Source organism: Gemmatimonadota bacterium, from assembly GCA_016712265.1.
Classification (GTDB): Bacteria; Gemmatimonadota; Gemmatimonadetes; order Gemmatimonadales; family Gemmatimonadaceae; genus RBC101.
Window position 1 is genome coordinate 439,450 of record JADJRJ010000030.1, and the last position, 18,377, is coordinate 457,826.

Sequence of the window (18,377 nt, forward strand, 5' to 3'; positions counted from 1 at the left end):
GACGTCTATGGCGACGAAGAATGCCGCTGCGACGAAAATCGCGCCGCTCGCCGATCGGGTGGTCGTGAAGGCGATGGAAGAGGCCGAGAGCATGCGTGGCGGTCTCTACATCCCGGATACCGCCAAGGAAAAGCCGCAGCAGGGCGAGGTCGTGGCGACCGGCCCGGGCCGCTTTGAAGACGGGAAGCGCGTACCGCTCGACTGCAAGGTTGGCGACAAGGTCCTTTACGGGAAGTACTCCGGGACGGAAGTGACGGTCGACGGCGAGCAGTACCTCATCCTCCGCGAGACCGACATCCTCGCGGTCATCAACTGACATCCAGGGGACTATCCATGGCTGCAAAGGAACTCCATTTCAGCACCGACGCACGCGCCGCGTTGAAGCGCGGTGTCGACCAGCTCGCTGACGCAGTGAAGGTGACGCTCGGCCCCAAGGGCCGGAATGTCGTCATCGACAAGAAGTTCGGCGCGCCGACGGTCACCAAGGACGGTGTCACGGTCGCCAAGGAAGTCGAGCTCTCGAACTCGATCGAGAACATGGGCGCGCAGATGGTGAAGGAAGTCGCGACCAAGACCTCGGACGTCGCCGGTGACGGCACGACGACCGCCACGGTGCTCGCCCAGGCGATCTTCCGCGAAGGGCTCAAGAACGTGACCGCTGGTATCAACCCGATGTCGCTCAAGCGCGGCATCGACAAGGCGACCGCGGCTATCGTCGAAGAGCTCAAGAAGATCTCGGTCCCGACGGCCGGCAAGAAGGAAATCGCCCAGGTGGCCTCGATCTCCGCGAACAACGACAAGGAGATCGGCGACCTCATCGCCGACGCGATGGAGAAGGTCGGCAAGGATGGCGTCATCACGGTCGAGGAAGCCCGCGGCATCGAGACGACCCTCGAGACCGTCGACGGCATGCAGTTCGATCGCGGCTACATCTCGCCGTACTTCGTCACGGACCCGGACAAGATGGAAGCCTCGCTTGAGGACGCCGTCATCCTGATCCACGACAAGAAGATCGGCGCGATGAAGGACCTGCTCCCGGTCCTTGAGAAGGTCGCCCAGATGGGCCGCCCGCTGCTGATCATCGCCGAAGACGTGGAAGGCGAAGCGCTGGCCACCCTCGTGGTGAACAAGCTCCGTGGCACCCTCAAGGTGTGCGCCGTCAAGGCGCCTGGCTTCGGCGATCGCCGCAAGGCGATGCTGGAAGACATCGCGAAGCTCACCGGCGGCCAGGTGGTCTCCGAGGAAGTCGGCTTCAAGCTCGAGAACGCCGTGGTGGCTGACCTCGGCCGCGCCAAGCGCATCGTGGTCGACAAGGACAACACGACGATCATCGACGGCGCTGGCGACAGCGATGCCATCCAGGGTCGCGTCAAGGAGATCCGTTCGGCGATCGACAAGAGCACCTCGGATTACGATCGCGAGAAGCTCCAGGAACGCCTGGCGAAGCTCGCCGGCGGCGTGGCGGTGATCAACGTCGGTGCGGCGACCGAAGCCGAGATGAAGGAGAAGAAGGCGCGCGTGGAAGACGCCCTGCACGCGACGCGTGCGGCGGTTGAAGAAGGGATCGTCCCTGGCGGTGGTGTGGCCCTCATCCGCGCCCAGCGCGCGCTCAAGGGTCTCAAGATGGCCGAGCACGAGGAGCAGATCGGCGTCGACATCATTCGTCGCGCGATCGAGGAGCCGATCCGCATGATCGTGGCCAACGCCGGTGGCGAAGGCTCCATCGTCGTGGAGAAGGTCCGTGCCTCCAAGGACGACGCCTTCGGCTACAACGCCCTCACGGACACGTACGAGAACCTGGTCCAGTCGGGCGTCATCGACCCGACCAAGGTCACCCGGTACGCGCTTCAGAACGCGGCGTCGATCGCCGGCCTCCTCCTCACGACCGAAGCGCTGATCGTCGAGAAGAAGGAAGACAAGCCCGCCGCCCCGGCTGCACCGGGTGGCATGGGTGGCATGTACTAGTTCGCGTTCCACGGCAGGTGATGCGGGCCGGGCGACTCGTCGCCCGGCCCGCATTGTTGTCACCCCCCGGGCATCCCACAGTTGACGGATGGGAGCGGGGGGTTGAGGATATCTCATCCGTATGACACCCCTTCGATATCTCAGCGCCACGTTGATCCTCGGCGCGCAGGTGATGGCGTCCCAGGAGTCCTCTCCTGGGCGAGCGGCGGTCGCCCAGGGACGGTTGGCGGCGCGGGGGGGGTGACGCTCAAGACACCCGTGGTGGGCGCAGCAAGCTCGCAGCAACAGCTGCTGGATGCCTTGGCGGTCGCTACCATGCACCGCCTGCGCTACGACCATCGCGCGTCCGATCTGTGGCATTCCCGCGTGATGGCGAACGCGAACAGCTGGCGCTCCGACCTTGGGCGCCTGGCAGCGCTCGGGTACGCGACGAGCCTGGTCACGCGCTGGCGCCCGGACTCCGCGCTTGGACTGCTGCAGCGCGTTGTCCGTGACGCGCAAGGCGCGGGGGACGCCCGCACGGAAGCGGAAGCGCTGATGCTGATGGCACCCCTCCTGGGGCGGCGGGGGCAGGGCGATAGCGCCCAGGCCGCCGTGGATCGAGCGTCGCAGTTGCTTCCGCTGGACGCTCCTGGTGCTGCAGGGCGCGCGTGCGGCACGGCCATCCAGCTGCGGACGCGTTCGCTGCGTGCGGCAGACTCATTGGTGCAGGCGGGACTGCGAGCGGCACGCGTTGAGCGCGACTCCCTGACCCTGGCGCGATGCCTCCTGGCCGAAGGGATGGTGCTCGAGGCGCGCGGGAGCCAGAGCGCGTCTGGCGGCGCGCTCAACCAGGCACTGCTGCTGGCCGGCGCGCTGCATGACCAGGACCTGGTCGCGAGCATTGAGCAGTGGATGGCCTACGCGTTCGTCTCGTACGGCTCGAACGTTCCGGCGGCGCGACGGTACGCCGAGCGCGCGATTGCACGAGCCACCCGCACGGAGAACCCCATCACCGTGGCGTGGGCTCGTCTCAACCTTGCCCAGGTGGCCCTCCGGGTGGGCGATGCCGCCGTGGCCTGGCGGAACGCGGATGAGGCGATGCGGTCCTTTCGGAGGCTTGGCGACGCGCAGGGCGAGGCGAACGTCGCGATTCTGCAGGCCCAAGCCGATGTGCTTGGCGGGCGACTGGAGGAAGGGGTGGCTGGGTATGCGCGGGCGGAGGCGGTCATCACGGCCGTCCAGGGCGCAAACGCCACGCTGCAGCTCAAGTTTCGGCGCGCCATGGCCCTCATTGACTTGGGGAGGCTGCGCGAGGCGGAGGTCGTGACCGACTCGGTCCAGGTGCTCGCCACGGCGGCCGGGGTGCAGGGCATCTTGCGCGCCAACCTGCCGTACCTGCGTGGGCGCGTCGCGCTGAAGCAGGGCAGGTTCGATGAAGCCATCACGGGGTTCCAGCGGTTCCTCGCGGTGGTCGGCAGTGCCCGCCATGACCAACTGGATGGCAACCTTCGGGTTGCCGAAGCCCACGCGCTGGCCGGTCGGCTTGCGTTGTCGGACTCCTTCTACACCATCGGGATGCGAGCCCTCGACGGGTTGCGTGGCCCGAACGGAGAGCGCGCGGACATTCTTCGCCTCATGTCGGGTCAGCGCTTCGACTCTGACACGGACCTGGGGGTCGCGACGATCGTGAACCGCTTCGTCCTCGGTGGACAGGTCGAGCGCGCGTTTTCCGTTGCGGAATCCGAGCGAGCGCGCTGGCTCTGGATCCAGCGGTCGCGGCGCCATGCGCTGGACACCCTGGAGGCCGCCCCGGTCATCCTCGATGACCGTCGACTGGACGTGGCGGAGCTGCAGTCCCTGGTGCCACCGCGCACTGCCGTCGTGTCGTTTGTCACGGGGCGGGGCGGGGAACCGACGACGGCATTCGTCATGTGGGACGGCGGGGTGCGGGCGGCGTCGCTCGCGCCGATCGACTCCATGCGGTCGGCCATCAGCCGCCTGACGACTCTGATGGAGGATGACCGACCCACCCGGGCAATCACCGAATCATTAGGCACCCAGCTCCTGCAATCGGTCGTGCGCTTGCTCCCCCCGACGACGACGCACCTGCGTATCGTTCCGGACGGCCAGCTCTACCATGTGCCCTTCGACGCGCTCGTCGTTGGCGGCCAGCCGCTGGTGATGCGGTACGTGACCTCGACCGTTCCATCCGTTCGGCTCGCGCTGGCGCCCTCGCAGGGGTCGCGAGGGGGACGTGTGCTGGCATTCGGTGACCCGGTGTTTGACTCACGCTACGGCTTGTCACGCCTTCGAGGCTCGGAAGAAGAGGTGCGCGCCGTGATCCGGGCGGCGCGCGACCAGGGCACAGCGCTCCTGCGGACCGCGGCGCAGGGCAACGCGATTGCCACGGCCGATTGGCGCGGCATCAGCACCCTGCACCTCGCGACACACGCGCGGGTGGAGGACCATGGCCTCTTCGAAACCGCGATCTACCTGAGCGGAAATGCAACCGACGACGGCCGGATCGGGACGGCCGAACTCGCTCGGTGGAGCGTCCCCGTGGATCTGGTGGTTCTCTCCGCGTGCCGGACGGTCGGGGGGTTCGTCGCCACGGGCGAAGGGGTCCAGGGCCTGGTCGGCCCCTTGCTGGAAGCGGGGGCGCGCGCCGTGGCGGCGACGTACTGGGATGTTCGCGATCGGTCCCTGGTGCAGTTGATGCGCCTCTTCTACGAGGGAATGGCAACGGGCGCAACCGCAGGTGATGCCCTGGCGCGCGCCAAGCGGGTGCTCATCCAGCGTGGGGTTTCGCCCCGGACCTGGGCCAGTGTCGGGATCGTCGGGGATGACCGGGTCCGGCCGTTCGCCGCGGCGCCTAACGCACGACCAGCGAGCGAATCTCGCTTTGCCGGGACGAACCGTCCGCGTGTCGCGCGGTGACCCACCACGCCGTGGCGCCCGGCGGGACAACGAGGGTCAGCACCGTGTCGGTGACGGCGCGACGAAGGCGCTCCGCACCGTCGTCGCCGGTGATGGTCAGTTCATAGTCACGCGCCCCGGCGATCGGGCGCCACGCGAAGGTGACTGGCCCTTCGGCGGCGTCGACCGCCATGGCGTCGGCCGGGCCCCAGACCATCACCCCCGCACCAGCGCCGCGCATGGGGCCTTCCTCCGGCCCGGGCGACCCGAGATAGCGCGATCCAAGCGCCACGGCGAGGACGCCGCCCGCTGCCAGGGCCAGTCCCCGGGTTCCGTGCCACCAGGCGCGACGCACCGCCGGCGCGGCGGAAACCCCTACATCGTGAAAGAAGTGGAATTCGCGCGACTGACCTGGGTCACGAAGCACCTGTTCCAGCAAGTGCTCGCGGTCGGCGCCGACGTAGGTACCCCGGGCCAGGGCCTCGACCGTCTCGACCGGCACTCGAGCCACGTGGGGATCCCGCCGTCCGGCGTAGGCCGCACGCAAGGTTGCGTCATCAAACTGGGTCATGTGCCTGTTCCCTCGCGCAACTGCGCCTTGAGGTCTGCCAGGCCCCGGTAGACCTGGTTTCGAGCTTGCGCTTCCGACCACTTGAGAATCCGCGAGATGTCCTGGAGCGATCTTCCGTCCAGGTGCAGTCGCACGGCCAACCGACGCGACGGGATGAGGGTGTCGATGGCCTCGCTGAGGCGCGCGACCAGGTCGGCCTCGCCCGTCACCGCGCCGGCCACTTCCGGAGACAACTCTTGATGGGTTGCATCCCGGCGCATGCGATTGCGCCGCACGAGATCCACCGCGGCGGATGTCGCCGCCCGCATGGCGTAGGTCGCGTTGATCGTGGGCGCACTGGTTGTGTCGCGTTCCAGCAGCGCCCAGAAGCGAAGGCGAAGATCCTGCGTCACCTCGTCCTGCTCATTGGCATCCAGCCCATACTGCCGAGCGGCGCGCACAATGACGCCAGCCCATCTGGAAATGAGGCCTTCCACCTCGCGAGAGAGGTCGGAACGGACCCCTCCCGTAGCGCGCGGCGACTGGGACATTGGCCGCAACCTAGGTCCGACGGGCAATCCCCCACAATCCCTCTGGGGAACAGCATGTCGGTGGGCGAGAGCGGCCATGCCCCCTGAACGAGGGTACGCGTCCGGTTTTCTCACCACGTGGCGCGCGTGGTAGCCGGGCCTCTGTCGGACGCCGGCCGGCCTCGGCTGGCATGGACGGTGGGTTCTAGCACAGACGGCCGCCAACCGACAGAGGCCGGAGGCGGCTCAGGGGCCCCCGAAAAGCACCGGGGCCTTCGCCGTCAGGAGATTGGGGAGGAGTCCAAAGATGACAAGGAGTAGCACATGGGCCACGGCTGACCAGCGTTCCGGGGCCAGAAGGTCGGGGGCGACCGACGTGGACTGCTTCCCGAAAACGACGGACGCCACGGCGCGAAGGGTCGCAATCGCGAGGAGGGCAGACGCCACGGCGACAGCGATCGTTGCGACCACGCTTTCCTCCCACAAGGCATGCAGAAGGAGGTCGTCCGCGATGAATCCTGCGGTGCCGGGCATCCCGACTCCGCACGCCCCCAGGAAGGCGAACGCGGCCGTCAACCGCGGGAAGGCTCGCCCCCACCCGTGCCGTTGCTCTAGGCTCACCGGTCCGACGCGCGCCTCGAGGGCCAGCACCATCTGGCTCAGGCCGCCCACGGCGAGGGCCATCGTGATGCATGCAAACAAGGCCGCTGCGTGGTGGCCTCGCCCGGCGGCTCCTACCGCGGCGAACAACAGGCCGCCGTGCATGAGGGTCGAGCCCTGGAGGAACCCGGTCAATGAGCCGCGCGCAAGGCTGGTGAGCCCAAAGATCAGCGCACTGCCTGCGCCGACCCCGACCAGGGCCGGGGCCATCTCCCGCGCCACGTCGACGTGATCGGCGAATCGCAGGTGGACAAACACGAGCACGAGCAGGGTCGCGAACTGCCGAGACTGGAGCGCCGGCGCCCGGTGCGAGAGCGCCGTCACACCCGCATGCACGGGCACCACCCCGCAGCGAAGTGCCAGCGCGCCGAGAGAGAGGTACAGGGGCAACTCCGCGCTACCAGCTGAGCGAAACGCCATCGCAGCGGCAGCGGTCAGGAGCCCACCGATCCAGAGGACCACGCTCCCCACACGTGTGACCGGCCACGCCGCCCATGCGAGGACCGCCGTGCCCACCGCCGTGGTGACGTACGCGAGGTCCGCGCGCGACGAGAAAATCGCAATGGTGGACGCGACCACAACCGTGACGGCGGCGGGCCGGGGCAGGGGGTCACGCACGCCGCGCGGCACACCGGCGTACAAGAGGAGGACGGCCACCCACACCAGTCCGGGCAACCAAAGCACGTCCATGCTCATCGGTGTGCCTCGCCAGTACCAAACAGGGAAAGCAGGCGCTGGTCCATCCGATGCAATCCGCGTGCGAGGCGCAGCACGGCGTCGGCCACGGCGTCGAGGCGGTCTTCGAGGCGAAACCGATGGAGGGGCAGCAGGTACCAGGCGCGCGTCATGCGCGACTGTTCCCCTCCGACGTCCGCATGCGCCTCATGATGGCCGTAGTGATGGGCGTCGTGAATCATGTTGGGCGCCCGGAGGTATTGCCATGCGCGTAACATCGCATGGCTGACCAGGTGGACCAAAGCCAGGGTTGTGAGCCCCAGGCAAATCTCGGCGAGGATCAATCCCGTTTGTGCCAGGGTGGCATGAGCCAGCGCGCCCTTCGCATCCGCGTGCGTCCGCGTCGCGGCAGACGCATAGATCGCGGTCAGGAGTCCAATCACCACGCCGGTCGCGGCCGCTGCGGGGGACGCCTCAATCACTGGGGCGGTGCGCAGCAAGAGGAACAGTCCGCAATGGATGGACACGCCCCCGTAGAACAGGGCACTCGATGGCGTGGGGCCCTCCATCGCGCGGACCAGCCATCCGGAAAAGGGTAGCTGCGCCGACTTGCCGAGCGCGGCAACAAGCAGCAGGAGTGCGATCACCGTGACCTCGGTCCCTGGCAGGCGACCGATGTTGGCCAGATCCAGCAGGCGCGTTGAACCCAGGTGTTCGTGGGTGGTGACGATGGCGATGAGAAACCCGAGGTCGCAGGCGCGATAGGTCACGAACGCCCGGAGCCCCGATCGGATCGGTTCGGGCCGCTCGTGGAAGAAGCCGATGAACAGGGCGGACGAAATCCCGATGGCTTCCCAACCAGCAAAAAACAGGTCCAGGGCGCCGGCAAACGCCACGAGCTGCGTACCCGACGCGAACAACCCGAGCAAGAGGTAATAACGCGTGAAGCCTGGCTCCTTGTGGAGGTAGGTCACGGAGAAGCGGGCCACCAACCCGGTCATGGCGGCCCCGAGCAGCGAGAAGGCGACCGCCACATGATCCACGAACAACACCGCGGGAACCTCGTATGAACCAATCGCAACCCAGCTGCCGAAGTCCACCTCACCGCTGACCGCCGATCCCAGGTATCCGAGATGCATGGCGGCCACCAGGACCGACCCGCCGAACGACGCAAGGAGTGCCAGCCGAATGATGCGTGTCGCCTGGCGCTCGCTGATCCACGTGTCGGCGATCAGTACCCTGAGGCCGAGCGCCAGGGAAGCGAGCAGCGGTGTCAGGATCGCCAGGCCGAAAGCCACCGGAAGGAGGTCACGCATGGACAGCCGTCTCTTCGGTAATCGCCGCGAGGGTGAGGGCAGGGGACACGTAGTCGCGGGACTGCCCGTGCCATTCAACGGAGCGTCCAACGGAGGGGATGGGCGTGTTCCCGGGCGCGTACGGGACGAACCCGCCATCGCGAAAGTGGTGCATCTCCCCGGTGACCGGGTCCACGCTGACCAGCTGCACCCACTCGTTGACGACGAGTTCGCGCACCTCGGCCTGGCGCCCGGCGACCGTGAGGAGGGCCTCCGGCGTGGCCTCGACGATCAGGAGGAGGCGAACCGGCTCGTGCAGCTCAACCATTTGCAGCGGCAAGCCCGTGCGGAGGTCACTGTGGTGGCCATTCATGATCCCAACGAGTCCGGTGACGTTGTGCGGCAGCTTGGTGCCGCAGCCGTACACCTCGTTGTCCACGGAGGAGAAGTAGTACTCGAGGCTGATCCCCGCGCCGACGGGTCCCACGGCCGCGAGCACACGCTCGAGGATGACCGCTTCGGGATCGATGGACGGGTCATAGCTGATCAGGAACGCGCGGCGGTCCAGGTGTACCCCGCGCGAGAGCTCCCGACGCCCGACGATGGCGGCCGCGTTGGTGCAGTGCCCGTACTCCGGTCGGGGTTGGCCCAGGCTCGACGCGCGCGACTCGACGTGCGCCAACGCCTCCGACGGCGTGATGCCGAGCGGTGCATGCGCAAAGCGGCGGCACCGCTCCTGGGCACTCAGCTCGCGTGCGCGTTGCAGGACGAGGTCCGCCCGGCCAAATGGGAGGTAGCTCTCGCGCGGCAGTACGTCCACATCGAAGTAGTGCACACCGTCATCTGCCGTGTCGTGCAACGCCCCAACGAACCAGGTGTCCGCCGGGATGACGATCCCGCGGGCGGCGACGGCCTCGCGAATGGCCGGTCGATTGGCCATCTCGGCGAACAGCCGCGCGTTGGCCCCGCCGCGCCGACCGCCGCATGCGCCACAATCGTGCGCGGACTCGTGGGGATTGTTGAGCGACGTCGATCCGTGGCCAAGGACCACCACGATCGGGGCGAAGTTCGTGGTCAAGCCGATATTGCGCAGCGTGCCCGCGACGCGGTCCGCGGCTTCGTCCAGCGTGAACCCCAGCCACTTCCCGCGATCGGAGCGGGACTCCCCGGAAGCGCGCACCGCCGCAAGGCGCGTGGCAGGGCGCGGGAGCAGCCGGTGGCGCCAGCGGTTGAAGGCGCCTAACGACGCCCGCGGAAAGGCCACCCGGGCCAGCGCCATCGCCGCGGCCGCCGGCCCCATGGCGAAGGAGAGGACCGCGCCGCCAACGAGCGTGCGCGACCGGCGATGCGCCACGCGGTGCACGGCGTGCCAGCCCTCTCGCATGCGTCGCCGCGCCGCATCCCAGCCCTCCGCCGTGTAGAGCGGAGCCTCGTGCACTTCATGGTCCGGAACGACCACGACGGGACAGTGCGCCGCAGGTTCTGCGTCGTACAACCCACGGAAGTCGATGGCGACACCAAAGAAGCCGGCGCCGCCGAAGGTCTCGAGTCCAGGCCCTTGCTCCTCGATGGCCCGACGGATCGACTCCTCGCGCTCGTCGATGCAAAAGACAAATTGCGCCTCCGGCCGGGCCGGACGCGGGCGCGGGCCTAACGTTCGGCGGGCGGCGAGGGCATCGAGCACCTGCCGGCGATACCAACCCTCGTATGCCTCCTGCCACACGCGGCGCCGGGCGAGCATGGAAAACGACTCCAGCTCGCGGACCAGAGCCTCGAGCTCACCTGGCTCCAGGGCCGTGATGCGCTCCATCGACCACCCAGCCGTCAGCGCGTGAAGGCGAGCCGCCAAGGTGTTGCCCTCAGGCAGCGACGGCCGGACGAGGGCGCGAAGCGCATCCAAACCCGGACTCACCCCGAGCTCCCGCGCCGCAGCGGCCACCGCGCGCCGCTCGATCACCAGCCGGACGGCGAGGAAGTCCTCCAGCCGATAGGGGATGCCCGGCATGCCCTCCTCGGGATGGGCTTCGAGGCGGCTGAACATCCCCGCCCATCCCGGCAGCGCCAGCAGGGTCGAGCGCACAAAGGGTTCGGCATCCTCGGCCCCAACGCCTAACGCGGCGAGGCACATCTCCACGACCTGACGCGCGGACTGCCCGTCGCGATGCAATACCGCAAAGTCGTCGCCAAGTCCCGGCGCACCCCGGGGCGACGTCGGGGCTGCCGCATACAACGCCGCCACGGCGGCCAGAAACCCCTGATCGCGTCCCGGCATCGACACGAGGGCCTGCCCCCGATCCAGGAATCCGCTCGTCAGCCGGATCAGCTCCCGATGAACGAGGGCATCGGTGCCCCCGTGCCCCAGCGCCTGCAGCGCGATCTGGTGCCGCTCGATGACCGGACTGGCCGCTGACGGAGCCCCCCCCGCCAGGCGGGCGGCAACCTCGAGACAGGCTGCCCATCGGTCCGTCTCACCAGCCAGGCTGAGCAAATACGCCGTGCCGACCGGTTCCGCCTGTTCGGGATCGTGCAGCAGGATCATCCGCCACAACGCCAGCCGGGTGAAGCCGAGCGCTGCGGGTTCAGCTCCACGTTCGCCAACGAAGCGCGCGAGGGCGTCGTCGAGGTCCGGCGCGGTGATGCGTCCGCGTGCCCAGGCGCTGCGAAATTCGTCAAGCGACAGGTAGGGACGCGCGCCGGTCAGGTGCGCCCCCTCAGCGACGGCCTCGTGGAACGGCAGGTGCTGGAGCGCGTGCAGGGTGTTGTGATGGATGAACACCCCGATCGGGCCCTGGTCCGGCAAGATTCCACGCGCCACACCGAGGGCCCGGTCGATGGGTCCTCCTGACAGGTCGTGGTGCGTGCTCAATGGGCCAGGGCCGCGGCCCCCTGCGTGAGGTGGTCGAGGCCGCGAAGGCGCACCTCCACGTCACGGTTGCCCGCCGACGACACAAACTCACGGATAACCTCGGCCACGTCGTGATCGATGCGACGGACCCCAGTCCCATCCAGCTCAACGATCGTGCCCCGCGGGATTTGTTGGAGACGTTCCGTCAGGTTGGCCTTCGCCAGAAAGGTCAGGTGCTCATTCAGTCGCAGCCGCGTGGTACCATCGGTTCCGGGGACCTCGGTGTAGCTGGGCGCCCGCAAGTGCTCGAGGAGGATGAAGACCGCAGCCGTGGCCAGGCCTATCCCAATGCCCTTGAGCAGGTCAGACAGCAGGATCGCTCCCGTCGTCACCACAAACGGGATCCATTGATGGCTCCCCTTGCTCAGGAAGTACTTTAGTTGCCGAGGATGCGCGAGTTTCCACCCGGTATAGATGAGGATCGCCGCCAGCACCGCGAGGGGAATCCGGTTGAGCAGCGTGGGAATTGCGAGGACGGCGACCAGCAGGAGTACGCCGTGGAGGATTGCGCTGGCCCGCGTCTTGGCCCCGGCGTAAACGTTGGCCGAGGACCGCACGATAACCCCCGTCATGGGCAGGCCACCGGCGAGGCCGCAGAGCGCGTTGCCGATTCCCTGTGCGACAAGCTCCCGATTGGCGGGTGCCTCGCGCTTGAGTGGATCCATGCGGTCCGTGGCTTCGAGGCTGAGCAGCGTTTCCAAAGACGCGATGATCGCGATCGTCACCGCGATGGTCCAGATTGCCGGGCTGGCGATCACCGACCAATCCGGCAGGCTGACCGCGTTGCGGAGGTCGGACGCCGACCCGATGATCGGCAACCCCACCAGGTGATCGCCGGTCAGCGCCATCGGGGAGCCGCTCCCAGTGAAGACGCCATTCAGTGCGACGCCGACGATGACCGCCACGAGCGCACCAGGCACGACCGCGACGCGCTTCATGAACTTCTGGTCCCACAGGACCAGGATCAGGAGCGCCAGGACACTGAGCAGGATGGCGCCTGTCTCGACATGATCGAAGGCATTCAGCAACGCGGAGAACGTGTTTTCCTGGTTCGCCTGCTGGAACGCCTCGTCCCCCTCAAAATCGGCGTCGTATCCGAAGGCATGGGGGATTTGCTTGAGGATAATGATGATCCCGATGCCGCCGAGCATGCCGCGAATGACCGAGTTGGGAAAGTAGTACCCAATCACGCCGGCTTTGAGGAAGCCAAGGGCAATCTGCATGAGCCCGGCGAGAAAGACGGCGACCAGAAACGCGGAAAAGGAGCCGGCCGTCGCAATTGCCGCGAGCACGATGGCGGTGAGCCCGGCGGCCGGGCCACTGACCATGAGATGCGAGCCGGACGCAAATCCGACGACCACGCCTCCGATGATTCCCGTGACGATCCCAGAGAAGAGCGGAGCTCCCGAGGCGAGTGCGACGCCCAGGCACAGTGGAAGGGCGACCAGGAACACCACAACGGAGGCACCCAGGTCCGCACGCCAGGATTCGCGGAAGGGAGGCGTCCAGCTGGCGGCTGGTGCGTCGAGGAGATCGGCGGAGTTTGACGTGCTCATCGAACGGGGGGCAACCGGTGAGAGTTGGCGCTGGAACATGAAACGCCCGCGAAGTGCGGGCGTTTGCAAGGATGTAAGACGGACGTAAGTAGAGGGAGCGACGGGCCGCCCGCAATGAGGATGTTTTCTCTATGCCGGCTGGAAGGAATCTCTTTGTCTTCGGACCGACGGTGTGTCGAGATAGAAGTGGCGGACCTCGCCGCACATCCAGGCATCCTCGAAGAACTCGACGGTGCCGGTCGTGACGTCGTACATGCCCCCGATCAACCCGATCTCTCCGGCTTCGATCATCTCGCGCAAGACCATGCTGCGCTCGATAATCCCTTCCACGGACCGATAGACCTGGATGCGCGCCACCTTCTCGACAAACGTCGGATTGCTTGCGGTGCGATTCTCTCGCTCCGTCTGCTCGTAGTACACGGAAGGCTGGATGCGGTTGATCAACGTCGTCAGGTTCCCGAGCTGGATATTATCACAGGCCCCCTTGATGGCGCCGCACTTGGTGTGGCCGAGCACAACCAGCAACTTGCTGCCCGCCACCTTGCAGGCGAATTCCATGCTCCCCAGGATCTCGTCGTTCAGCACGTTGCCGGCGATCCGGATGGAGAAGACGTCCCCCAGTCCCTGGTCGAACACCAGCTCCGCGCTCGTGCGGGAATCAATGCAGCTCAGGATCGTGGCAAACGGCCACTGTCCCTCGCGTGTATCATTGACCTGCTCGAGGTAGTTGCGGTTGGCCTTGAGGTTGCCGACGAAACGCCGATTCCCGTCGCGCAGGAATTCGAGCGCCCGGTCGGGGGTCATCGTGGCCTGGGTTTCCTTGTTGTGTGTCCGCATGCGATCCGGTATCAGTGGACCCGGAGTGTAAGCAGACTGTAATGCATGTACAATCAGACAGATTGTAACATCACGTATACATAAAACGCCTGTGATGAGCAGTCGGCCATGAAAGTGCTCCTCGTCGGGGCCCGAAATCCCTGGCGCATGGAACGGGCGATCCAGCGGGCCTTGGACCGCGCCGGCCACTCCACCGTCCTGTTCGATGATCGGCGATCGGCGCGCCTGGTGGGTCGTCGTCTCACGCAGCTCCGATTGCGGCGTCTCACGCGCCGCTTCGCCCCGGATTTCGTCTTCCTGTCGAAGTGCCTACGCCTGGACCTGGAGACGATCGCCGAAGTCATCCGGGGTCGCCCTAACGCCATGTGGTATCACGATCCGCAGTGGCACGCGGACCAGGCGATCCCGGAGATCGGCCATATCACGGCGGTGGGGCGGTTGGTGGAGACCTTCTTCGTCACGGGCTTCGTACAGGAGTGGCAAGCCCTGGGGCTCCCCGCGTCCTTCTTGCCAGCCGCCGGGGCGCGCGAGATCGTCCCGGGCCTTCCGGAAGCCGCCCACGCCACCACGGTCGCCTTCATCGGGGCCGGGTATGACCCGACCCGAGCCGAATTCCTGCGCACGGTGGGTCGCGCCGTGCCGACCCGGGTCTACGGGCCCGGGTGGGAGCCTTGGCAAACGGAGCTTTCCTGGAGCGGGGGACCCGTGGAGGGCGCGGCGTTCGCCACGGCCTGCACCAGCGCCGAGTACTCGTTAGGTATCCTGCCGGCACGGGCCAGCGGGGCGACGACCTATGCGTCTGACCGGATGTGGATGGTTATCCTCGCCGGTGGACTGTACCTCGGCCCGGAGGCACCGGGGATACGGGAGATGCTCCGCGACGGCGAGCACTGCTTCTGGTATCGCGACGCGGACGACTGTATCCAGCGCATTCGCGGGCTCGATGGCCGGCCCGAACTGCGGGCCCGGGTGCGACGCCAGGGTGAGGCCTTTGTGCGCGCGCACCACACGTACGATGCCCGCGTGCCGTTCCTGCTGGCGCGACGGGATTGGCAGAACCCGTTAGGCTAGAACAAGTCGATCTGTTCGACGCGGGGGCTCCGGGCCACCCCGAACCGTACGACCCCATCCTGCGATGCCACGGTCAGGGTGCCGTCATACGGGGTCCGGCGCAGGGCGACGCCCACGGTGCGCCGGGCGACGTCCGGGGCATTGTTCTGTTCGCTCAGGTGCGCCAGGACGACATGCCGCAGGCCGCGATGCGCGATCGCGCTCGCCAGCCGAGCGGCGGCCTCGTTACTCAAGTGGCCGCGGCCGCCCGCAATGCGCCGTTTGAGCGATGCGGGATACGGCCCGGTCCGCAACATCTCCGCATCGTGGTTGCTCTCGAGGACCAGCGCGTCCAGGTCGCGCAGCGCATGCTCAAGCGAGGGCGTGACGTGCCCCACGTCATAGGCCACCCCAAGGCGCGCCCCGGTGGCGCGACTCTCAATAGTCAGCGCGACAGGATCGAGACCGTCGTGCGGAATCCTCAGGCACGTGACCCGCATGGTGTCGAGGGCCAGGGACTCCCGCGGGGTGATCGGGATCGGGCTCACTTCCTTGAGCCGTGGCACTTCCTCGATGGTTCCCGCCGTGGCATACACGGTCCATCCGAACCGCTTCGCTGCTACCCGCGCTCCCGCCACATGGTCACTGTGCTCATGGGTCAGGATCAACGCACTGACCGATTCTGGCTCAATGCGCGCGGCCCGCATCCGCGCCACCAGGGTTCGTGCGGGAAATCCGGCATCGACCAGGATGCGGTCGTCCTCGCACTCCACCACCAGTGCGTTTCCCTTCGAGCCGCTCCCGAGGACCGTGACCCTCACCCGTGCCAGCGGGCGGCGTGCGCGGCCGCCAGGGCGGCGCGTTGGTCATCCGACAGGGCGACCTGCCGCCTCGCCATGACGCGCGCAGCGACCTCGAGGAACTTGTCCACTCGATATGTGCCATCACCAAAGGCAAAGGGCGCGATCACCTTGGGTGTCAGTCCGTCCGCGAGCACGTTCGCGCCGGCCCCGACAACCGCCCCTGTAGTCAGGCGGGTGCCGATCGCTGTCTTCGCGTGATCACCTAGCAGGCTGCCAAGGAATTGCATCCCGGTATCGACGGGACCGTCAGGGCTCCACGCGTGTACCGCGCCGTAGGTGTTCTTGAGGTTGCTCGTGGTCGTGCCGGCGCCGAGATTGGCCCAGCGGCCGAGGATGGAGTGCCCGACAAATCCCTCGTGTCCCTTGTTGGCGTGGCCCACGAAGATGCTCGTGCTGAGCTCTCCATGCACGCGGCACGACGGCCCGAGGGACGATGCGGCCACGCGTCCACCCAGGACCTGAGTGGCCGACCCAATCGCACAGGGGCCGACCACGCGGGAGAAGGCCGAGATCGAGGCCCCAGCTTGCACGAGAATCGGGCCAGCGGACGCATCGAGCACCGTCAAAGGCTCGATGGTTGCCGTGGCATCGACGAGGATGGGGAACGTGCCCAAGGTGACGCAGTGCGCGGGAGGACCACCGAACCCAGTGCCAAGCGCGGGAATGTCGGCGGCCAACATCTCCGTGAGGTGTCGAACCAGGTCCCACGGTCGGTGCATCCACCATCCCTGACACTCGGCGTCCGGGCCGCGGGCGGCGAGGTCGTCAAGGCGCGTCTCGCCAGTGGCGAACACGTGGGCTTCGAGATCATGCGCGAGTCGGATCGCCGCGACCTCTCCATCACATAGCCATCGCCCCCCGAGCGGATCCAACGCGGTGAGCCGCGGCGTGCAGCGCGTGTTGACGACGAGCGACCCCGCGGGGATCACTGCTCCGCGGGACGCGCCTGGTGGGGAACCAAACTCTTCAAAGCTGGCGAGGTGCGGTGCGCCGAAACGACCCACGGCGGTACCTGCGAGGGCGTGCGCCCACCGTTCACGGACGAGCAAGGCCCCGGCACGAAGCTCACCAAAGGGCCGCGTGAGCGCGAACGGTTCCGCGCGGCGCGCCTGCGCGTCGTCGTAGAGAAAAAAGGGCGGGGCGGAACTCACTCGCGCTGACGCACGTTGGCGGGCAGTTGGTCGATGAGGAGCTTGAGGTCAGCGGCGCGTGCGGTCGTTGTCACCAGGGTCATCCCACGGCAAGTGACCACGACGAGGTCCGAGACGCCGTAGAGTACCACATCACCCTCCTCGGCGTGTACCACGTTTCGTGAGGAGTCCACGGGAAATACACTCCCCTGTGCGGCGTTGCCGTGGTCATCCAGGTGGCGAACGCGCGCCAGCGCCTCCCACGTGCCGATGTCGTCCCACCCGAAGTCGCCCGGAAGGACCATCACCCGCTGGCTGCGCTCCAGTACGCCAACGTCTACCGCGATGGAGGTGACCGCGCCAAAAAACGCGGCGATGTCATTGCGATGGGCCGCCAGTGCGGGGGCGACCTCCGGGGTGAGGGCCTCCACCTCGGCCAGGAAGTCCTGCGCGCGCCAGACAAAAATCCCGGAATTCCAGAGATACCCCTCGCGAATCATCTCCGCCGCCCGCTCTCGACTCGGCTTTTCGGCGAACCGGCGAACCCGGCGGAGCGGGCCGGTGACAGGCTCCCCAGGTTGGATGTACCCGAAGCCTGGGTCCGGCCGCACGGGAAGCACCCCGACCGTGACGAGCGCATGGTGTTGCTCCGCGGCCACGGCCGCAGCAGTCAACGCGCTGCGGAAGCCAACGGGATCACCAACCGCCCAGTCGGCGTGCACCGAGAGCATGGTCCCTTCGGGGTCCCGGCCGGCGATCACGTGCGCCGCCCATGCGAGCGCAGCGGCGGTCCCAGCCGGTCGTGGCTCCGCAATAACGTTTCCTGATGGGACACCGGGCAGCAGGTCCCGAATCGCCTCCACCAGTGAGGCGTTGGTCAGGATCAGTGTGTGATCGGCATCGGCGAGTGGCTCCAGGCGTTGCAGCGTCTCCGAGAGCAACGGAGTATCGGTGATCAACGGGAGGAGCTGCTTGGGGCGCGCCGGCGTGCTGAGCGGCCAGAAGCGGGAACCCACCCCCCCGGCAAGGACGACAACCCAACGACTCATAGAATGGAGGCGATATGGCTTCGGTGGCGCCGGATATCCCCAACGATCGGCCCGAGGTCGTTGGCGGAACTGACGAGGACCAGCAGGAGGGCCTCAGGGGACAGGGCAGAAATCACGGCGTAGCCTCGCTCGAACTCCATGACCTTGGAGACGAGGCGTCCGCTGCCAACTGCGCTGGAGAGTTCCTCAGCGGCGGCGATCAGGGAGGGAACGTAGGCCGCCGCCGCCTCCAGGCCGGCCCCATCGGCGCCCGCGCCGTCGATCAGCAGGCCGTCCCGGCCGAGGAGGACGGCAGCGTCCACCCCAGGCCGGGCAGCGAGGTTGGCGACAAGGTCTCGAATCGTGGGCATCCGTGTGGTCTGCATCGTTGTCCAAGTCTAACGGGATGGGGTAGGGCATTTCGTCGACGAAGCC

The 18,377-nt window shown here is 67.4% G+C and carries 15 protein-coding genes; 4 read left to right on the top strand and 11 right to left on the bottom strand.

Features of this window, described 5'->3' with window-relative positions; genetic code table 11:
• Positions 1 to 7: 7 nt before the first annotated feature.
• The 3 genes from groES to IPK85_17255 all read left to right on the top strand — a co-directional run bounded on the left by groES (position 8) and on the right by IPK85_17255 (position 4,884).
• On the top strand, positions 8 to 316 hold the full coding sequence (gene groES / locus IPK85_17245) for a co-chaperone GroES (GenBank protein MBK8249124.1): 309 nt from the start codon (positions 8 to 10) through the stop codon (positions 314 to 316).
• A gap of 17 nt (positions 317 to 333) precedes the next feature.
• On the top strand, positions 334 to 1,965 hold the full coding sequence (gene groL, locus IPK85_17250) for a chaperonin GroEL (protein ID MBK8249125.1): 1,632 nt from the start codon (positions 334 to 336) through the stop codon (positions 1,963 to 1,965).
• Between the two features lie 240 nt (positions 1,966 to 2,205).
• A complete protein-coding gene (locus IPK85_17255; protein MBK8249126.1) occupies positions 2,206 to 4,884 on the top strand; it encodes a CHAT domain-containing protein in 2,679 nt (892 codons plus the stop codon).
• Here the strand turns inward: IPK85_17255 and IPK85_17260 are convergent.
• The 7 genes from IPK85_17260 to IPK85_17290 form a co-directional block, all read right to left on the bottom strand.
• Positions 4,820 to 5,434 carry a hypothetical protein gene (locus IPK85_17260; GenBank protein ID MBK8249127.1) on the bottom strand — a complete coding sequence of 205 codons (615 nt, stop codon included), beginning with the start codon at positions 5,432 to 5,434 and terminating at the stop codon, positions 4,820 to 4,822. The two genes, IPK85_17255 and IPK85_17260, sit on opposite strands and share 65 nt — an antisense overlap.
• Positions 5,431 to 5,910: a sigma-70 family RNA polymerase sigma factor gene (locus IPK85_17265; GenBank protein MBK8249128.1), complete on the bottom strand. Its 480-nt coding sequence runs from the start codon at positions 5,908 to 5,910 to the stop codon at positions 5,431 to 5,433. Before IPK85_17265 ends, IPK85_17260 begins: the two co-directional genes overlap by 4 nt.
• A 279-nt stretch (positions 5,911 to 6,189) precedes the next feature.
• Positions 6,190 to 7,299, bottom strand: coding sequence for a hypothetical protein (locus IPK85_17270; GenBank protein ID MBK8249129.1), 1,110 nt, complete (start codon positions 7,297 to 7,299; stop codon positions 6,190 to 6,192).
• A complete protein-coding gene (locus IPK85_17275) occupies positions 7,296 to 8,594 on the bottom strand; it encodes a proton-conducting membrane transporter (GenBank protein MBK8249130.1) in 1,299 nt (432 codons plus the stop codon). Before IPK85_17275 ends, IPK85_17270 begins: the two co-directional genes overlap by 4 nt.
• Positions 8,587 to 11,388, bottom strand: coding sequence for a DUF2309 domain-containing protein (locus IPK85_17280; protein MBK8249131.1), 2,802 nt, complete (start codon positions 11,386 to 11,388; stop codon positions 8,587 to 8,589). Before IPK85_17280 ends, IPK85_17275 begins: the two co-directional genes overlap by 8 nt.
• Positions 11,389 to 11,435: 47 nt before the next feature.
• Positions 11,436 to 13,034, bottom strand: a complete 1,599-nt coding sequence (locus tag IPK85_17285) for a SulP family inorganic anion transporter (protein MBK8249132.1) — start codon at positions 13,032 to 13,034, stop codon at positions 11,436 to 11,438.
• A 129-nt stretch (positions 13,035 to 13,163) separates the two neighbouring features.
• Entirely contained in the window at positions 13,164 to 13,871 is a 708-nt protein-coding gene (locus tag IPK85_17290; GenBank protein MBK8249133.1) for a carbonic anhydrase, read from the bottom strand.
• 108 nt (positions 13,872 to 13,979) lie between these two features.
• Between IPK85_17290 and IPK85_17295 the strand changes: the two genes are divergently transcribed.
• Positions 13,980 to 14,942, top strand: a complete 963-nt coding sequence (locus IPK85_17295) for a glycosyltransferase family 1 protein (GenBank protein ID MBK8249134.1) — start codon at positions 13,980 to 13,982, stop codon at positions 14,940 to 14,942.
• On the opposite strand, the gene IPK85_17300 is transcribed toward IPK85_17295, so the two are convergent.
• Genes IPK85_17300 through IPK85_17315 form a run of 4 tightly spaced genes read right to left on the bottom strand, consistent with a single transcriptional unit; the run spans position 14,939 to position 18,313 of the window.
• Entirely contained in the window at positions 14,939 to 15,742 is an 804-nt protein-coding gene (locus IPK85_17300) for an MBL fold metallo-hydrolase (protein MBK8249135.1), read from the bottom strand. The genes IPK85_17295 and IPK85_17300 overlap by 4 nt on opposite strands.
• On the bottom strand, positions 15,739 to 16,935 hold the full coding sequence (locus IPK85_17305; GenBank protein ID MBK8249136.1) for a hypothetical protein: 1,197 nt from the start codon (positions 16,933 to 16,935) through the stop codon (positions 15,739 to 15,741). The genes IPK85_17300 and IPK85_17305 overlap by 4 nt, the downstream gene beginning before the upstream one ends.
• Complete coding sequence (locus IPK85_17310) at positions 16,932 to 17,963, bottom strand: NTP transferase domain-containing protein (GenBank protein MBK8249137.1); 1,032 nt, start codon at positions 17,961 to 17,963, stop codon at positions 16,932 to 16,934. The genes IPK85_17305 and IPK85_17310 overlap by 4 nt, the downstream gene beginning before the upstream one ends.
• Positions 17,960 to 18,313, bottom strand: coding sequence for a roadblock/LC7 domain-containing protein (locus tag IPK85_17315; GenBank protein MBK8249138.1), 354 nt, complete (start codon positions 18,311 to 18,313; stop codon positions 17,960 to 17,962). The genes IPK85_17310 and IPK85_17315 overlap by 4 nt, the downstream gene beginning before the upstream one ends.
• Positions 18,314 to 18,377: the final 64 nt, after the last annotated feature.

Coding starts and splice junctions, on each gene's coding strand:
- IPK85_17290 (MBK8249133.1), bottom strand. CDS start 13,871: ATGCGGACACACAACAAGGAAACCCAGGCCACGATGACCCCCGACCGG.
- groL (MBK8249125.1), top strand. CDS start 334: ATGGCTGCAAAGGAACTCCATTTCAGCACCGACGCACGCGCCGCGTTG.
- IPK85_17275 (MBK8249130.1), bottom strand. CDS start 8,594: ATGCGTGACCTCCTTCCGGTGGCTTTCGGCCTGGCGATCCTGACACCG.
- IPK85_17295 (MBK8249134.1), top strand. CDS start 13,980: ATGAAAGTGCTCCTCGTCGGGGCCCGAAATCCCTGGCGCATGGAACGG.
- groES (MBK8249124.1), top strand. CDS start 8: ATGGCGACGAAGAATGCCGCTGCGACGAAAATCGCGCCGCTCGCCGAT.
- IPK85_17270 (MBK8249129.1), bottom strand. CDS start 7,299: ATGAGCATGGACGTGCTTTGGTTGCCCGGACTGGTGTGGGTGGCCGTC.
- IPK85_17310 (MBK8249137.1), bottom strand. CDS start 17,963: ATGAGTCGTTGGGTTGTCGTCCTTGCCGGGGGGGTGGGTTCCCGCTTC.
- IPK85_17260 (MBK8249127.1), bottom strand. CDS start 5,434: ATGACCCAGTTTGATGACGCAACCTTGCGTGCGGCCTACGCCGGACGG.
- IPK85_17315 (MBK8249138.1), bottom strand. CDS start 18,313: ATGCCCACGATTCGAGACCTTGTCGCCAACCTCGCTGCCCGGCCTGGG.
- IPK85_17285 (MBK8249132.1), bottom strand. CDS start 13,034: ATGAGCACGTCAAACTCCGCCGATCTCCTCGACGCACCAGCCGCCAGC.